Origin of the sequence: Halomonas sp. hl-4, assembly GCF_900215475.1 — a bacterium.
In the GTDB taxonomy this organism is placed as follows: Bacteria; Pseudomonadota; Gammaproteobacteria; order Pseudomonadales; family Halomonadaceae; genus Vreelandella.
In genome coordinates, this window is record NZ_LT907845.1 from 3,424,186 (window position 1) to 3,440,106 (window position 15,921).

Here is a 15,921-nt window from a genome sequence, read left to right on the forward strand (position 1 = left end):
CTGCGAGGCCTAGGTCAGCATCGGTGGCGGCGTCAGGCTACGCTTTACCATCTCGACTGCGGATAACGGTTTGCAGAAATAATAGCCCTGGTAAGCGTGGCACTGGTGATCATTGAGATAACGCCAGTGCTCGAGGGTTTCGACTCCCTCCGCTATTACGTTTAACCCCAGCGCCCGCCCCATGGCAATAATGGTCTGCACAATGGCCATATCATCTGGGTTTTGATGAAGATCGCGCACAAAGGACTGATCAATTTTGATTTGATCTAGAGGAAGCCGCTTAAGGTACTGCAGGGACGAGTAGCCGGTGCCAAAATCATCCATCGCGAAACTGATGCCAAGGGCCTTGAGTTGATGCATGCGAGCAATGGTATCGTCTACGCTGCCGATCACGGTACTTTCGGTCAGCTCCAGCTTCAATCGTTGCGCAGATGCGCCGCTATTGGCCAAAGCGCCGCGGACGGTGTCGACAAAATCGGGTTGTTGGAACTGTTTGGCGCTGACGTTTACTGCCAGTACAAGATGGTCAGTGCTGGTGTCGTTGGCCCAGGCAACCAGCTGCGCGCAGGCCGCTTCAAGTACCCACTGGCCAATTGGTACGATTAGCCCAGTTTCTTCCGCCAAGGGGATAAACGTACCTGGCGAGATAAAGCCTTGTTGAGGATGCTGCCAGCGAATCAATGCTTCCGCGCCAATCGCCCGTCCTTTGCTGTCTACCTGTGTTTGGTAAACCAGTACAAACTCCTGTCGCTCGATGGCCAGGCGCAGGTCACGCTCTAACTCGGTTTTGGCTTCAAGTTCAGCCTGCACCGCCGGGTCGTAAAACCGGAGGCCGTTGGGGGCTGACTGCTTGGCAAGGTTGGCGGCGGCGCTGGCGTATTGAAATAGGTTGTCAACGTTATGTTCAGAGTCCCCGAACAACGCAATGCCGATGCTGGCGCTAAGATAATGTTCCTTTTGTCCCCATTGGTAAGGTTGGCCGAGGGAGTGTTGTAGTTGTTCAGTCAGCCGTTCGGTTTTCTCGGCCGCTTTTAGCAGGTCTGCTGGCAAGCCCTCGACAATCATCACAAACTCATCCCCGCCCACGCGACCTAACGTTGCGCCGTCGATGTTAAGGGCTGATAGCCGCTCGGAGAGTTCCTGAAGCAGGCAATCACCCGCTCGGTGGCCGCAGCTGTCGTTGATGCGTTTGAAGTTGTCTATATCTAAGTATACGAGAGCGCCAAACGTATCGGTTTGCTGATTGGTGTCAATGGAAAGCTGTAGGTGTTCTTTCATCAGGCGCCAGTTGGGCAACTGGGTCAGCGTATCGTAGTAAGCTAGTCGATGTACCTTACGCTCGGCCTCGCGGCGCTTTTGCTCGGTTTTCCGAAACGAAAGCAGAGCGGTGGCAATATGTTTTAAAGGACCACTATGGCGCTGGCTTATGCGCTGGATATCGTCAAAGTCAGGAATAGTCTGGTGGGAGGTGGATAAGTCGAGGATGGCATCGCCGATTATCATTAGCCGTCGATTGATACGCCAAGATGCAAAGGCGGCACCGCCGATGAGGACGCATACTAATCCCAGCCCAAACCATACCAAGGTGCCGATGGACCGGCTTAAGGCTTGAAAGGTTTGTTGATGGCGCTCGTTAGCTCGTTCGGTGAGCGCTTCAAAGGTGCGCTGGGTAAATATGATGAACCGGTTGAAGTTGGCCTCCGCTTCTTGCATGAAGTCACCGACGTTGTTCTGGTTCAACGTTGCCGCCTCGTTTGCCATGTCAATAAAGCGCCGGTATTCCTGGAAGGATAAGAGCAACGTTTCAGCGTTGTCGGCATGTAAATCGTCAATCAGGCCGGATCCGGCTAAATGTTCAATACGCTCGCCCATTTCGTCCAGCTGTAGGTCGATATAACTGTATTCGCTGTAGCGATCCAATTTGCTGGGGTGGTTGTTTTTTGACTCATTAAGCGCTTGGGTCAGGCTTTCATGTAGGTTGCCGAGGCGGCGCTCAAAATTGGCCATTTCAACTAGCGTCGCAAGGTCGGCTGACTGTATGCGGTAACTGTCGAGTGCTTTTTCCCTGGCAATGGTTAGCGCGAAGGCGCCGAGTATTAGCGCAGGGACAATGATCATTAGAACAGGCAACAGAAAAACCATGAGTAGGCTTTGGGTGGGCTTCATAATCGCCTCAATACAGAGGGGCTAAAGTAGTGGCTCCCTTCCACTCGGGAGCCTACCTTTTGGTGAGCGCTTATCATGTGGCAATGAAGAGTAGCGTTGTGTGCTTAGAAGCTTTCCCACTCGGGTTCTGGCTGCTGTTGTGTTGTGGCAGGTCGAGGTTTTGTGAGGGAGCTAGAGGTGGTGGCAGATAAGCCTGCCAAGGTGAGGGCATGTTCACGGCCGCTGCTGGGCAGTTTGAAGACCGACATTGAATTGATTAGCTTATGTGCATTGTCGCGCAGGTTATTGGCCGAGCGAGCGCTTTCCTGCACCAAACCGGCATTTTGTTGGGTAACTTGATCCATCTCGGTGACTGCTTTGCCAACTTCTTGAACCCCCTTGCTTTGCTCAGCGCTGGCATAGCTGATTTCTTTCATGATGTCGGTGACTCGGCTGATAGCTGCCACAATCTCTTCGGTTGATTTACTGGCCTCAGCAGCGCGCTCGTTACCATGATTGACACGCTCCAGGTTGCTGGAAATCAGGTTGTTGATTTCGCGTGCGGCATCGGCGCTGCGTTGGGCAAGTTTGCGGACTTCTTCGGCTACCACAGCGAAGCCGCGGCCATGCTCCCCAGCGCGTGCGGCTTCCACCGAAGCATTCAGCGCCAAAATATTGGTCTGGAAGGCGATGGAGTCGATGGTCGAGATGATGCCAGCAATTTCCTGAGAGCTTTTGTTGAGATCGTTCATAGTGGCGACCACCTGGTGAACCGCTTCGCCCCCTTGTGTGGCGGTAGTGGATGCGCTGGAGGCTTCCTGGCTGGCCTGTTCGGAATTGTCGGCGTTGAGCTTGACCGTGCTGTTTAGCTGTTCCATTGCCGAGGCGGTTTCCGCCAGTGCGCTGGCCTGTTGTTCGGTACGCGACGATAGGTCGTTGTTACCTTCGGCAATTTGCTCACTATTGCTGGCGACGGCCTCGGCTGACGCGCGTACCTCGGCAACGATACCTTGTAGCTGGCGTGCCATTTCCACCTGAGACGCCATGATGCTGCGCTTATCACCCTTCTTTAAGCGTCCTTGGCTGTCCAGTTCGCCACGGCCGATGGCTTCCGCGAAAGCCTTGACTTCATGGGGCTCAGCGCCGAGCTCACGCAGGAGTTGACGGGTAAGGAACACGGCAATGATCCCGCCAACGACTAAGGCGAAAAGGGTTAAACCAAGCATCTGTATTTGGAAGCCGGAAGCTGTGTCGCGCGCGGCAGCTGTCACCGCGTTGTTTTGCTGTTCTTGAAGATCGATAAACTGGTTAATGCGGTTAAGCCACTCAGCATAGGCAGGCCCGGCTTCAGCCAGCAGTAACTCTTGAGCCGATTGATAATTTCCTTGTGCATGGGCGCTTAATACCTCGTCGGTGAGCGCTCGAGTCGAATCTGCTTGCTCTTCAATACGGCTGAGTATTGATTGTTCGTCGTTAACGTTTTGGCTTTGACTATTGTCTGCATTATCCGCAATAACCGTCTGCATACCTTCTGAGGCGCTTGCGTAGTTATCCTGCAATTGCTGCATGGTGTCTTGGAGAGGGGTAATGTCGCCTTCGCCTGTCATCACGATGTCGCGTAACGCAATGGCTCGATCGTGGACGCTGCCGCGCCAGTCAATCGCGTGGCGCTGTTTTTCGCCGTTAACATCGTTGATGGTGGTAAGGCCACGATCGATTTGGTTGACCTGATAGATACCGATGCCCGTCAATATCACCAGAAGGGCGAGCAGTGCCGAAAAGCCAAGGGTAAGGCGCGTACTTATCTTGGTTCCCGAGAACCGTGCGCTAGACAAGAACATTATATTTCTCCTTAGGCACCGTTCAGGTGCTTTATTATGTCGATATTAGGATTCTAATCATCGGTATAGTTTTTGTACAACTTTATTTTGGTTCAAGGGGCGTGCGATTATTCATAAACAAGCATGAATATCCCGTAAGAATCTGATATAAAATAAAAAAGCCACGCTCGGGCGTGGCTTGAAGAAAAATCTTCTTTTGTGAAACTTGTACAAGCTAGGCGCTATGCTTAACGCTCATTTAGCGAAGTCCCAGCGTTAGTCGAGATGTTTTGGTGCAAATCGATTGCCATCAAGTTGGTCATGGTCGGGAGCATTTTCACGCAGCACGGCGAGTACTTCCTCTGCGCGGTCATCCATTTCCAGTCCCTGGTAGCCCTCAACCATAGTGGCAAGCGCGTCGTGACTGGCATTGGATTCGGGATAGTTCTCGACTACCCAGCGTCCGCGTTCAACGGCGGCGAGGTAAGCGCCACGCCGCAGGTAGTAATCAGCAACGTGTAGTTCGTGGCGAGCAAGCAATTCGCGCAGATACACAATCCGCTGCTGCGCGTCGGGGGCGTACTCGCTTTCCGGGTAGCGTTGAATCAGCTCGCGGAAATCGCTGTAAGCGTCTCGTGTTGCGCCAAGATCGCGCTTGGAGATATCAATCAAGCGAAGACGCTCAAGGCTGAAACGCCCTGCCTGCCATGCTGATAAACCGCGCAGGTAATAGGCATAATCGACCTGTGGGTGGTCGGGGTGCAGGCGAATAAAGCGGCTGGCTGCGGCGCGAGCCTCTTCCCAATCGCTATTTTCGTAGTAGGCGTAGATGATCTCTAACTGAGCTTGCTCAGCGTGTTCGCCAAACGGGTAGCGTGTATCCAACGCTTCTAACCGTTCGATCGCAATGTTAAAGCGATTATCATCTAGGGCGTCGCGAGCTCGGTCGTATAGCTCACGTTCATCGACGCCAGCGTATTCATCCTCCTCTTCGGAGGTCGTATCGTTGCTGGCACAGCCGGCCAGCAAGGCAAAGCTTAAAGCTAACACGCCAAAGCGATTGGCAGCGGAAAAAACGCGCATCATCATCCTCGTTGCAAACAAGCCTCAATCATCGAAAAGCGACGATGGCCATAAGTAGAAATGGTAGAATAGGTCGCAGTTCGTCCACTATAAATCACCTCGGCGCAAAACGCAGGCTTCGCATTACGTTGTCGAGGTGTCGTCAAAGGAAATTATCCCATGCCTCGCAGTGTTGAAGCTACGCAACGCGTGCCGACATCATTGGCAGGTGCCCGCTTGGACCAAGCGGCGGCCGAGTTGTTCAGTGATTACTCCCGTGAACGTTTAAAAGCGTGGATCAATACCGGCGAATTGACCGTAGACGGCAAACCAGCCAAGCCGAAAGTCAAGCTCCACGGGCATGAAATGCTGGTGTTGCAAGCGACACTCGAAGAGGATACCCGTTTTGAGCCGCAGGCCATACCATTGGATATCGTATTTGAGGATGATGCGGTGATGGTGGTCAACAAGCCGGCCGGTATGGTGGTTCATCCGGCGGCGGGCAACCCAGATGGCACCTTATTGAATGCGCTCTTGCATCATCACCCTGCGTTGGCTGAAGTGCCACGAGCTGGCATTGTGCATCGGCTTGATAAAGACACCACCGGGTTAATGATGGTGGCAAAAACGCTGCCTGCGCAAACCACTCTGGTCGAGCAATTGCAGGCGCGCAGTGTTTCCCGTCAATACGATGCAGTGGTGATTGGCAAGCCGATCGCCGGTAGCACTATCGATGCGCCGATTGGACGCCACCCCAAAGACCGTAAGCGGCAAGCAGTCAACGCTTCGGGAAAGCCAGCGGTGACCCATTTTCGTGTGGTGGAGCGTTTCCGGGCCCATACGCACGTTCGCTGCCAGTTGGAAACCGGGCGTACCCACCAAATTCGTGTGCATATGGCGCATGCCCGCTACCCGCTAATTGGCGACCCCTTGTACGGTGGCCGGGCCAAGCTACCGCCGGGAGCTGCTGGGCCCTTGAAAGAAATTCTGCGTGAATTTCCCCGTCAGGCGCTACATGCGCGCAAGCTGCGTTTCGTTCATCCCGTTAGCGGCGAAACGCTTACTTTCCACGCTGGTCTACCCGATGATCTACTACTGTTATTGGACTACCTGCGTGACGATAGCGAGACCATGCAATGAGCGATGCCATCGACCTGAGGCCCACGTTGCTGCTACCCGACTGGCCGGCGCCGAGCAATGTGCGGGCGTTTGTCACCACGCGTGAAACAGGGCCAAGCCAAGATAATTTTGCTGCTTTTAACCCAGCGTCTCATGTGGGCGATAACGCTGATCACGTGGCGCTGTGTCGGCGGCTTATGGGAAAAGAAATTGGCGATGAGCGCCCGTTTTTGTGGCTTAAGCAAACCCATGGCGCGCGGGTGCAACAGGCCTTCCAGGCCGATGTTCCGGAAGCAGATGCGTCGATTGCTAACGGTAATGACTATGCTTGCGTGGTGCTAACCGCCGACTGTTTGCCGGTATTGTTTTGTAATCGCCAGGGCTCCCAAGTGGCTGTTGCCCACGCGGGTTGGCGTGGTTTAGCAACCGGTGTGCTGGAAGCCACCGTGGCGGCGATGAATAGCGACCCGGATGATATTCTGGTTTGGTTGGGGCCTGCGATTTCCAATGCTCAGTTCGAAGTAGGGCCGGAAGTGTATGGCGCGTTTGTCGCCGTTCAGCCTGAAACGGCTGAAGCGTTCGATCACAGCCCTTACCGCTTAGGTCATTACATGGCTGATCTTTACCGGTTGGCTCGCTTTCGCCTTGAGGCGTTGGGAATTCATCAGATCAGCGGTGGCCATTTCTGTACTGCCTGTGAATCACGTTTTTATTCCTATCGTCGTGATGTTGGCAATACCGGAAGGATGGCGAGCGTGATCTGGATCAAATAAACCGGCTGGCTGCTACCACGTCCCCTTGAAACCTCCTGGAATTGACGCCATTTAACTTGTCAAGCTAATCGTGATTAGCACGTTTAACAGACAGGTTGTCGGGATACGCCGCGCGTCCAAACGCGCGGTCACCCCCAGGAGGAACTGCATGAGATTCGATAAATTTACCGCCAAGCTCCAGGCCGGCATTGCCGAAGCGCAGTCGCTTGCGGTAGGCCGTGGGCATAATCAGCTTGAGCCTGCTCACCTGCTGCTGGCGCTGCTGGACACTAAAGATACTGGCATCAAAGCGCTGATTGAAAAAGCCGAGGGTAGCAGCTCACGTCTGCGCGATGGTTTAGTGCAACAGTTGGATGATTTGCCCAAGGTGGGCCAGTTTGATGGCGAAGTGCAGCCATCGCGAGAGTTCATCAAGCTATTTAACTTAACTGACCGCGAAGCGCAGAAGCGCGGCGACCAGTTCATCGCCAGTGAATTGGTGCTGTTGGCAGCATTGGAGATGAATTCGGCGGTCACCAAGCTGCTTAAAGCAGCAGGGATTGATCGAAAGTCACTTGAGGCTGCGATTAACAGCTTGCGTGGTGGAGAAACCGTCGATGATCCTAATGCGGAAGATCAGCGTGAAGCGCTTAATAAGTACACACTGGATCTGACCCAGCGCGCCCTGGACGGCAAGCTTGATCCGGTAATAGGCCGTGACGACGAAATTCGCCGTACCATCCAAGTGCTGCAGCGGCGTACCAAAAACAACCCTGTTTTAATTGGGGAACCCGGTGTTGGTAAAACCGCCATCGTTGAAGGTCTGGCGCAGCGGATTGTTGATGGCGAGGTACCCGAAGGCCTTAAAGACAAACGCGTGCTGTCGCTGGACATGGGCTCGCTGTTGGCGGGCGCTAAATTCCGTGGGGAATTTGAAGAGCGCCTAAAAGCGGTGCTTAAAGAGCTTTCCCAGGAAGAAGGTCGGGTCATCCTGTTCATTGATGAGCTCCATACCATGGTGGGCGCCGGTAAGGCGGACGGTGCCATGGATGCGGGTAATATGCTCAAGCCGGCGCTAGCGCGGGGCGAATTGCACTGCGTCGGTGCCACCACGCTGGATGAATACCGCAAATATATTGAGAAGGATGCCGCGCTTGAGCGCCGCTTCCAAAAGGTGCTGGTCGATGAGCCCACGGAAGAAGATACCGTAGCGATTTTACGCGGTTTGAAAGAGCGCTACGAAGTGCACCATGGCGTGGATATCACCGACTCGGCGATTATTGCCGCAGCGAAGCTCTCTACGCGCTATATCACTGATCGCCAACTGCCCGACAAAGCCATCGACCTGATCGACGAGGCGGCTTCTCGTATCCGCATGGAGCTGGATTCCAAGCCCGAAGAGATGGACAAGCTCGATCGCCGCTTGATTCAGCTCAAAATGGAGCGCGAAGCGCTTAAAAAAGAGACGGACGAGGCGACCAAAAAGCGCTTGGAAGCACTCAATAACCAGATCCATGAATTGGAGCGCGAGTACGCGGATCTGGATGAAATATGGAAAGCCGAAAAGGCCAGCATTCAAGGCGCTGCGCAGTTCAAAGCCGAGCTGGAGCAAGCCCGGATTGATCTTGAGCAGGCCCGCCGCCAGGGCGACTTAGGCCGCATGTCGGAAATCCAGTACGGCAAGATTCCCGAGCTAGAGAAGAAAATTGCCGAAAGCGGCGAAGGCGAAGCAGATACCTCAAGCCATCAATTGCTGCGCTCCAACGTGACAGAAGAAGAAATCGCTGAGGTTGTCTCCCGCTGGACCGGTATTCCCGTCTCCAAAATGCTGGAAGGCGAGCGCGATAAGCTGTTGCGCATGGAAGAGGCATTGCACGAGCGGGTGATTGGGCAAGATGAAGCGGTCGGGGCGGTAGCCAATGCGGTACGTCGCTCTCGGGCAGGCCTTGCCGACCCCAATCGTCCCAACGGTTCATTCCTGTTCCTAGGCCCCACCGGCGTAGGTAAAACCGAGCTATGTAAGTCACTGGCTAACTTCCTGTTCGATACCGAAGAGGCCATGGTACGTATCGATATGTCCGAGTTTATGGAGAAGCACTCCGTGGCTCGCTTGATTGGTGCGCCCCCTGGCTACGTCGGCTATGAAGAGGGAGGTTATTTAACCGAAGCCGTGCGCCGTAAACCCTATTCGGTGATGTTGCTGGATGAGGTAGAGAAAGCCCACCCGGATGTGTTCAATATCCTGCTACAGGTGTTGGAAGATGGCCGCCTAACCGACGGCCAGGGCCGTACGGTGGACTTCCGCAATACTGTGATCGTCATGACCTCGAACATGGGCTCGGATATTATCCAGCGCATGGGCGGTGACGTCAGTGCTGATAAGGATAGCGACTATGAGTCGATGAAGAGCATGGTCATGGAGGTGGTGGGTAACCACTTCCGACCTGAGCTGATCAACCGCATCGATGAAGTGGTGGTCTTTCACGCGCTTGGTCAGGAGCAAATTCAAGCGATTGCCGGCATCCAACTGGAACGCCTTAAAGCGCGCCTGGCTGAGCACGAGCTAAGCCTGGAGGTGAGCGACGACGCCATGGCGCAGTTGGCCGTGGTAGGCTTCGACCCTGTCTATGGCGCAAGGCCACTCAAGCGGGCCATTCAAAGCCGTATTGAGAACCCCTTGGCGCAGGATTTGCTAGCCGGTAAGTTCTCGCCGGGTGACACTATCCATATCAGTGCACAAGACGGCAAGTTAGTGTTCAGTTAATACCACCGCCGTGTTGTTAAGCTCCGTTGGGCGTTGCCAGCGGGGCTTTTTTTATGCAAGTACTAGCCGTTTATGGCCTTTAACCTGATCGGAGGTTGACAGGCTGAGGATGCTAATGGAATCTTGTGGGTTCCTGATTTGCGGGCGCGGAACCAACGGGTAACCCCCAATCCCCGCGCGAAGGGTAGGCGAAGACCTTTACCCGCCGAAGGATTTCCGGGCTTGGGCTAACCGCCCGAACCTGGCCAACGCCCCGACACGGCAAACCGCCGTGAAAGGGGATCGCTGATTTGTGCTCGCATAAATCAGGGTTCCCGATGAGAGTGCAGGCCCTAACCGGGCCATATGCCAGGGTTTGGCATCAGGTGCCGGCATGGACCGGCAGCGGCATACCGCCGCACTCGACACCGCAGAATCGTCTGCGGATCGCACTCGAGACCTCCAGGGGAGAAATACAGTGGAATTGCTTTCCGGCGCAGATATGATCGCCCGCTTCTTGCAAGATGAGGGCATCGAATATATTTATGGTTACCCCGGCGGTGCAGCGCTGCATATTTATGATGCGCTCTTCCGTCAGGACAAAGTGAAGCACATTCTGGTGCGTCACGAACAAGCGGCAACCCACGCTGCCGATGGTTACGCCCGTGCCTCGGGTAAGCCCGGCTGCGTGCTGGTCACCTCTGGCCCTGGTGCGACTAACGCCGTGACCGGCATAGCCACCGCCTACATGGACTCGATACCCATGGTGGTGCTATGTGGTCAGGTGGCTAGCCACCTGATCGGTGAAGACGCTTTCCAGGAGACTGATATCGTCGGTGTGACGCGGCCTATCGTGAAGCACAGCTTCTCGATACGTCACCCGTCTGAAATTCCTGAAGTGCTGAAAAAAGCCTTCTATTTAGCCGCAACGGGTCGGCCTGGCCCGGTAGTGGTCGATATTCCAAAAGATATGACCGCGCCCACCGAGCGCTACGAGTACGTCTACCCGAAAAAGGTCAAGATGCGCTCGTATAACCCGGTCACCCGGGGGCATACCGGCCAGATCAAAAAAGCCGTTGAGATGATGCTCAAGGCCAAGCGTCCGGTGTTTTACACCGGCGGTGGTGTGGTGACAGGCAGGGCAAGCGAGGGCTTGACCGATCTGGTCAAACAGCTGGGTTTTCCGATCACGACCACGCTGATGGGGATCGGCGCCTATCCCCAGAGCGACCGGCAATGCCTGGGATGGTTGGGTATGCACGGCTCGTATGAGTCAAACATGGCTATGCACCATGCGGATTTGATTATTGCCGTTGGCGCGCGCTTTGATGATCGTGTGACTAATAATACATCGAAGTTTTGCCCTACGGCGAAGATTATCCATGTGGATGTCGACCCGAGCTCGATATCCAAAACCGTGCGTGCCGACGTGCCGATCGTTGGGCCTGCTTCGAGCGTTATTAACGAAATGATTAGTCTGGTGCAGGGGCAAAGCATTGCTAACCCTGAAGCGCTGACCGACTGGTGGCAGAAAATTGACGGCTGGCGCGCCGACCGTGAAGGCAAGCTTTACGAGCCAGCCAAGCCCGGTGAGCCTCTCAAGCCCCAGGAAGTGGTAGAGGCACTGTGTCGCGTGACGCGTGGTGAAGCCTACGTCACTACCGACGTTGGTCAGCACCAGATGTTCGCAGCGCAGTACTACAAGTTTGAGAAGCCCAACCGGCTGATTACCTCGGGTGGCTTGGGCACCATGGGTTTTGGCTTTCCTGCCGCCATGGGTATCAAGCAGAACTTTTCGGATGATGATGTGGTGTGCGTCACCGGTGAAGGCAGTTTCCAGATGATGATGCAGGAGCTCTCAACCTGTAAGCAGTATGGTATCGGCGTCAAGATCGTCAACCTTAACAATGCCTCACTTGGTATGGTGCGCCAGTGGCAGGACTTGAACTACAAGTCTCGCCACGCCCACTCCTACATGGAGTCGCTGCCTGACTTCCATATGTTGATCGAGGCCTATGGATTTACCGCGATCACCGTTAATACCTTGGATGAGTTAGAGCCAGCGCTAGAACGGGCGTTTGCCGACAAGCATGAGCTGGTATTTCTTGACGTGAAGGTCGACCCTTTTGAGCACGTCTATCCGATGCAGGTGCCGCTGGGTGCCATGCGCGACATGCTGCTGTCTAAAACGGAGCGTACCTGATGCGTCATATCATCTCGATTCTGATGGAAAACGAACCGGGTGCGCTGTCGCGTGTGGTCGGGCTGTTTTCCCAGCGAAATTTCAACATCGAAACGCTTAACGTGGCACCCACAGAAGACCCGTCGCTCTCGCGTCTGACGGTGACCACCGTGGGCGACGACCGGGTGATTGAGCAAATTACCAAGCATCTTAATAAGCTGATTGATGTGGTCAAGCTGGTGGATCTCACCGAAGGCAACCATATTGAACGTGAGCTCATGCTGGTGAAGGTAAAAGCGCTAGGTGCTGCCCGCGACGAGGTGAAGCGCACGGTGGATATTTTCCGCGCGCAAATCGTCGACGTTACGCCGAGCCTCTACACCGTGCAGATCACCGGTGATGCCTCGAAGCTGGATGCTTTCCTGCAGGCGATGGCGCCGGTGGGCATCCTTGAGGTCGCCCGTACCGGGGTCTCTGGCATTGCTCGTGGCGATAAAGTGCTATCTCTGTAAGTCGTTGACTTAATCTAAGAAGGCCGCCCTTACCCAGGGCGGCTTTTTTATATGCGAAGGCTTTTCTAGCGCGCTAACGGTTGCCAAAAAAACACTAACGGTGAGCGCTTGAGCGATTTAAAGGCCAGCGCACTTGGCGGTATACGCGATACGCGGGCGAGGTTATTGCCATATCGTCAGCGCCATCCAGTACGCGGGTCATGACATCGGCGGGGTCGCCGGTGTGTAGCTATAGTAATTACCCATCGATGACCGCACGCCGCCGCCTCAACGCAGAGCATGAAATCGGGCAGGTAGGTGCTAAGCTGCGCGGCATAATGCCTTGGATTGCGGCCAACCAGCTGGTTGATAAATCTAAGAACTAAGTGGTCACTTAGTTTAACGGGGCGCGCCTCGTTGCGTTTGGTAGGTACGTCGGTAATTGACTGGCTGAGTGCGTCACACCGTGTAGAATGAAATAGACGCTTTGCATGTCACTTCATATTCAACGGATGACTTCTATGACTCAGGATGCTCGTGATCAAGAGCACGAATCTACCTCGCGGCCAGATGGCCAAGAGGGCCGCAAAGGCGAAAGCAGTGAGGCGGTTGGTAATGAAGATTTGGCCGCTGCTTTTCTGCGAGAAACCGAAGTGGTTGAAGAGGCGGTAGAGGATGGTAAGAAAGTCCGCCGCAAGGGAATTTATCTACTGCCTAATTTATTCACCACTTCAGCACTGTTTTCAGGGTTCTTTGCTGTGGTGGCGGGTATCAATGGCGACTTTACGGCGGCGGCTGTTGCCATTTTTATTGCCATGGTGCTCGACGGTTTGGACGGCCGAGTTGCGCGAATGACCAATACGCAAAGTGCTTTCGGTGCCGAATACGACAGCCTGGCCGATATGATCTCCTTTGGCATGGCGCCGGCCCTGGTGGCCTTTACTTGGATTTTACAAGATATCGGTAAAACCGGCTGGGTCGTGGCGTTTCTCTATGTTGCCTGTGCGGCCCTGCGCTTGGCGCGTTTTAACGTGCAGATTGGTAGTGTGGACAAAAAATGGTTTATCGGCTTGCCCAGTCCTTCTGCGGCAGCCTTAGTGGCAGCCAGTGTATGGACATTTCACAGCTTTGACGCGGATGCCTTCGGCTTCAAATTGTTGATGCTGGTCGTGGTGGCGGCGGCAGGCGTCCTTATGGTGAGTAATATCCGCTACTACAGCTTTAAAGATCTCGACTTTAAAAAGCCGGTGCCTTTCGTTGTATTGTTGGCGGTGGTGCTAGGCTTTGTGATGATCTCCGTTGAACCATCTGTCATGCTGCTTTTGCTGTTCGGCGCCTATGTGCTCTCGGGGCCTGTACTGGCTGTTATGCGCAAGGCAAAGCCGAAAAGTTAGAATTTTATTGCCGAGGTTCTTGCTAACCTGTCTTTAAAACCGTAAAGTACGCATCCGCTGCCGGGGACGCCAAGCGTTGCTGGCGGTGGAAGGGGTTAAAAACCCTCGGTTTGTCAGTGAGTTAGGTTGCTGATGGTGACAGTGGGTTTGCATCACCTCGCGCCAATTAGTCATTGACAACCACCTGGAAGTACGTAGAATACGCCTTCCTCGCTGAGGCCAAACCGTTCACCGGTTGGCCGGTTTTGTAAAGCGAAACGCTCTTTAATAATTTGATCAGGTAATTCATGTGGGCGCTTGCCGATGAGGGTGATAAATCACCTATTATCAAGGCAAGCGACTCAAGCACTACGGCTTTTCGAAGCCGATATTGAATGAATTCGTTTGACCCTTGAGCCAAGTTTGGTTCGCTTTTGCTGCCCTTCGGGGTAGTGAGTAAGAATCACAATGATTTTAAACTGAAGAGTTTGATCATGGCTCAGATTGAACGCTGGCGGCAGGCCTAACACATGCAAGTCGAGCGGTAACAGATCCAGCTTGCTGGATGCTGACGAGCGGCGGACGGGTGAGTAATGCATAGGAATCTACCCGGTAGTGGGGGATAACCTGGGGAAACCCAGGCTAATACCGCATACGTCCTACGGGAGAAAGGGGGCTTTGGCTCCCGCTATCGGATGAGCCTATGCCGGATTAGCTGGTTGGTGAGGTAACGGCTCACCAAGGCGACGATCCGTAGCTGGTCTGAGAGGATGATCAGCCACATCGGGACTGAGACACGGCCCGAACTCCTACGGGAGGCAGCAGTGGGGAATATTGGACAATGGGGGCAACCCTGATCCAGCCATGCCGCGTGTGTGAAGAAGGCCCTCGGGTTGTAAAGCACTTTCAGCGAGGAAGAACGCCTGGTGGTTAATACCCGCCAGGAAAGACATCACTCGCAGAAGAAGCACCGGCTAACTCCGTGCCAGCAGCCGCGGTAATACGGAGGGTGCAAGCGTTAATCGGAATTACTGGGCGTAAAGCGCGCGTAGGTGGCTTGATAAGCCGGTTGTGAAAGCCCCGGGCTCAACCTGGGAACGGCATCCGGAACTATCAGGCTAGAGTGCAGGAGAGGAAGGTAGAATTCCCGGTGTAGCGGTGAAATGCGTAGAGATCGGGAGGAATACCAGTGGCGAAGGCGGCCTTCTGGACTGACACTGACACTGAGGTGCGAAAGCGTGGGTAGCAAACAGGATTAGATACCCTGGTAGTCCACGCCGTAAACGATGTCGACCAGCCGTTGGGTGCCTAGCGCACTTTGTGGCGAAGTTAACGCGATAAGTCGACCGCCTGGGGAGTACGGCCGCAAGGTTAAAACTCAAATGAATTGACGGGGGCCCGCACAAGCGGTGGAGCATGTGGTTTAATTCGATGCAACGCGAAGAACCTTACCTACCCTTGACATCCTGCGAACTTGGTAGAGATACCTTGGTGCCTTCGGGAGCGCAGAGACAGGTGCTGCATGGCTGTCGTCAGCTCGTGTTGTGAAATGTTGGGTTAAGTCCCGTAACGAGCGCAACCCTTGTCCTTATTTGCCAGCGGGTAATGCCGGGAACTCTAAGGAGACTGCCGGTGACAAACCGGAGGAAGGTGGGGACGACGTCAAGTCATCATGGCCCTTACGGGTAGGGCTACACACGTGCTACAATGGCCGGTACAGAGGGCTGCGAGCTCGCGAGAGTCAGCGAATCCCTTAAAGCCGGTCTCAGTCCGGATCGGAGTCTGCAACTCGACTCCGTGAAGTCGGAATCGCTAGTAATCGTGAATCAGAATGTCACGGTGAATACGTTCCCGGGCCTTGTACACACCGCCCGTCACACCATGGGAGTGGACTGCACCAGAAGTGGTTAGCCTAACTTTGGAGGGCGATCACCACGGTGTGGTTCATGACTGGGGTGAAGTCGTAACAAGGTAGCCGTAGGGGAACCTGCGGCTGGATCACCTCCTTAAACGATGCATTATCCTCGCGGTAAGCGCTCACAATGAATTACCTGATCAAGAAACTGCCGATACGCAGTGATAAGCGTTGTCTTCACATTGAAAAAAGAAAAAAGACCTTTTTTTAAAGACCTTTCTTTTTCTTTTAAAGTGAAAAAAGCATCCGCTTATCACTGCGCATAGCAGTCGCTCTTTAACAATGTATATCATGCTGACAGGAACGTGTTTTGAACACG

General features: G+C 54.3%; 9 protein-coding genes, 1 rRNA gene and 1 pseudogene. 8 read left to right on the forward strand and 3 right to left on the reverse strand.

What is annotated here, in order from left to right; genetic code table 11:
- Window positions 1-9 precede the first annotated feature (9 nt).
- The 3 genes from CPH17_RS16115 to CPH17_RS16125 form a co-directional block, all read right to left on the reverse strand.
- Window positions 10-2,166 (reverse strand): putative bifunctional diguanylate cyclase/phosphodiesterase, encoded by a 2,157-nt coding sequence (locus CPH17_RS16115; RefSeq protein ID WP_096300380.1) that lies wholly within the window; start codon window positions 2,164-2,166, stop codon window positions 10-12.
- A gap of 104 nt (window positions 2,167-2,270) precedes the next feature.
- Window positions 2,271-3,986, reverse strand: a complete 1,716-nt coding sequence (locus tag CPH17_RS16120; protein ID WP_096300382.1) for a methyl-accepting chemotaxis protein — start codon at window positions 3,984-3,986, stop codon at window positions 2,271-2,273.
- Window positions 3,987-4,241: 255 nt separating this feature from the next.
- A complete protein-coding gene (locus CPH17_RS16125; protein ID WP_074395259.1) occupies window positions 4,242-5,048 on the reverse strand; it encodes an outer membrane protein assembly factor BamD in 807 nt (268 codons plus the stop codon).
- A gap of 159 nt (window positions 5,049-5,207) precedes the next feature.
- Between CPH17_RS16125 and rluD the strand changes: the two genes are divergently transcribed.
- From rluD to CPH17_RS16170, 8 genes and pseudogenes are all read left to right on the forward strand, one after another.
- Window positions 5,208-6,167, forward strand: a complete 960-nt coding sequence (gene rluD, locus CPH17_RS16130; protein WP_074395260.1) for a 23S rRNA pseudouridine(1911/1915/1917) synthase RluD — start codon at window positions 5,208-5,210, stop codon at window positions 6,165-6,167.
- Entirely contained in the window at window positions 6,164-6,919 is a 756-nt protein-coding gene (gene pgeF / locus CPH17_RS16135) for a peptidoglycan editing factor PgeF (protein WP_074395261.1), read from the forward strand. Before rluD ends, pgeF begins: the two co-directional genes overlap by 4 nt.
- A gap of 148 nt (window positions 6,920-7,067) precedes the next feature.
- On the forward strand, window positions 7,068-9,662 hold the full coding sequence (gene clpB, locus CPH17_RS16140) for an ATP-dependent chaperone ClpB (RefSeq protein ID WP_074395262.1): 2,595 nt from the start codon (window positions 7,068-7,070) through the stop codon (window positions 9,660-9,662).
- 457 nt (window positions 9,663-10,119) lie between these two features.
- Complete coding sequence (locus tag CPH17_RS16145) at window positions 10,120-11,844, forward strand: acetolactate synthase 3 large subunit (RefSeq protein ID WP_096300385.1); 1,725 nt, start codon at window positions 10,120-10,122, stop codon at window positions 11,842-11,844.
- Window positions 11,844-12,335 (forward strand): acetolactate synthase small subunit, encoded by a 492-nt coding sequence (ilvN, locus tag CPH17_RS16150; protein WP_030074339.1) that lies wholly within the window; start codon window positions 11,844-11,846, stop codon window positions 12,333-12,335. The genes CPH17_RS16145 and ilvN overlap by 1 nt, the downstream gene beginning before the upstream one ends.
- A 233-nt stretch (window positions 12,336-12,568) precedes the next feature.
- Window positions 12,569-12,700, forward strand: a pseudogene (locus CPH17_RS16160) (ketol-acid reductoisomerase); the annotation flags it as partial.
- 135 nt (window positions 12,701-12,835) lie between these two features.
- Complete coding sequence (gene pssA, locus CPH17_RS16165; protein ID WP_074395264.1) at window positions 12,836-13,708, forward strand: CDP-diacylglycerol--serine O-phosphatidyltransferase; 873 nt, start codon at window positions 12,836-12,838, stop codon at window positions 13,706-13,708.
- Between the two features lie 455 nt (window positions 13,709-14,163).
- A 16S ribosomal RNA gene (locus CPH17_RS16170) occupies window positions 14,164-15,696 on the forward strand.
- Window positions 15,697-15,921 lie beyond the last annotated feature (225 nt).